The organism is Fulvivirga lutimaris, assembly GCF_009711525.1.
GTDB lineage: Bacteria > Bacteroidota > Bacteroidia > Cytophagales > Cyclobacteriaceae > Fulvivirga > Fulvivirga lutimaris.
Genome location: NZ_SMLV01000396.1, coordinates 29294 through 29660, shown reverse-complemented (window position 1 = coordinate 29660; position 367 = coordinate 29294). Strand labels below are relative to the sequence as shown.

Here is a 367-nt window from a genome sequence, read left to right as displayed (position 1 = left end):
CTTCAATCATCATCTGCAACAACGGTAATGACCGTTTCTTTTGTTAATGCAGGTCTTATATCTCTTGTTGAATCAGCTGGTGTAATGATGGGAGCCAATATTGGAACAACCATTACGGGTTGGCTCGTTTCTCTTATAGGATTCAAAGTGAAAATTTCGGCATATGCCTTACCTATTATAGCTGTAGGTTTTCCAATGTTATTTTCTTCTAAAGAAAGAAATAAGAAGTGGGGTGAAGTACTTATAGGTTTTGCTTTGCTTTTTATGGGTTTGGGAGAATTGAAGAACGCTGTTCCAGATATAAAGAATAATCCAGAAGTATTATCTTTTCTTAATGAATTTTCTGATCCAGGTCTTTTGACAAGGT

Annotated in this window: 1 protein-coding gene; it reads left to right on the top strand. The window is 35.7% G+C overall.

Annotated features, from left to right (window positions below; all coding sequences use genetic code 11):
• The coding region (locus E1140_RS13300; RefSeq protein WP_185153579.1) for a Na/Pi symporter at window positions 1–367 on the top strand (367 nt) is incomplete at both ends.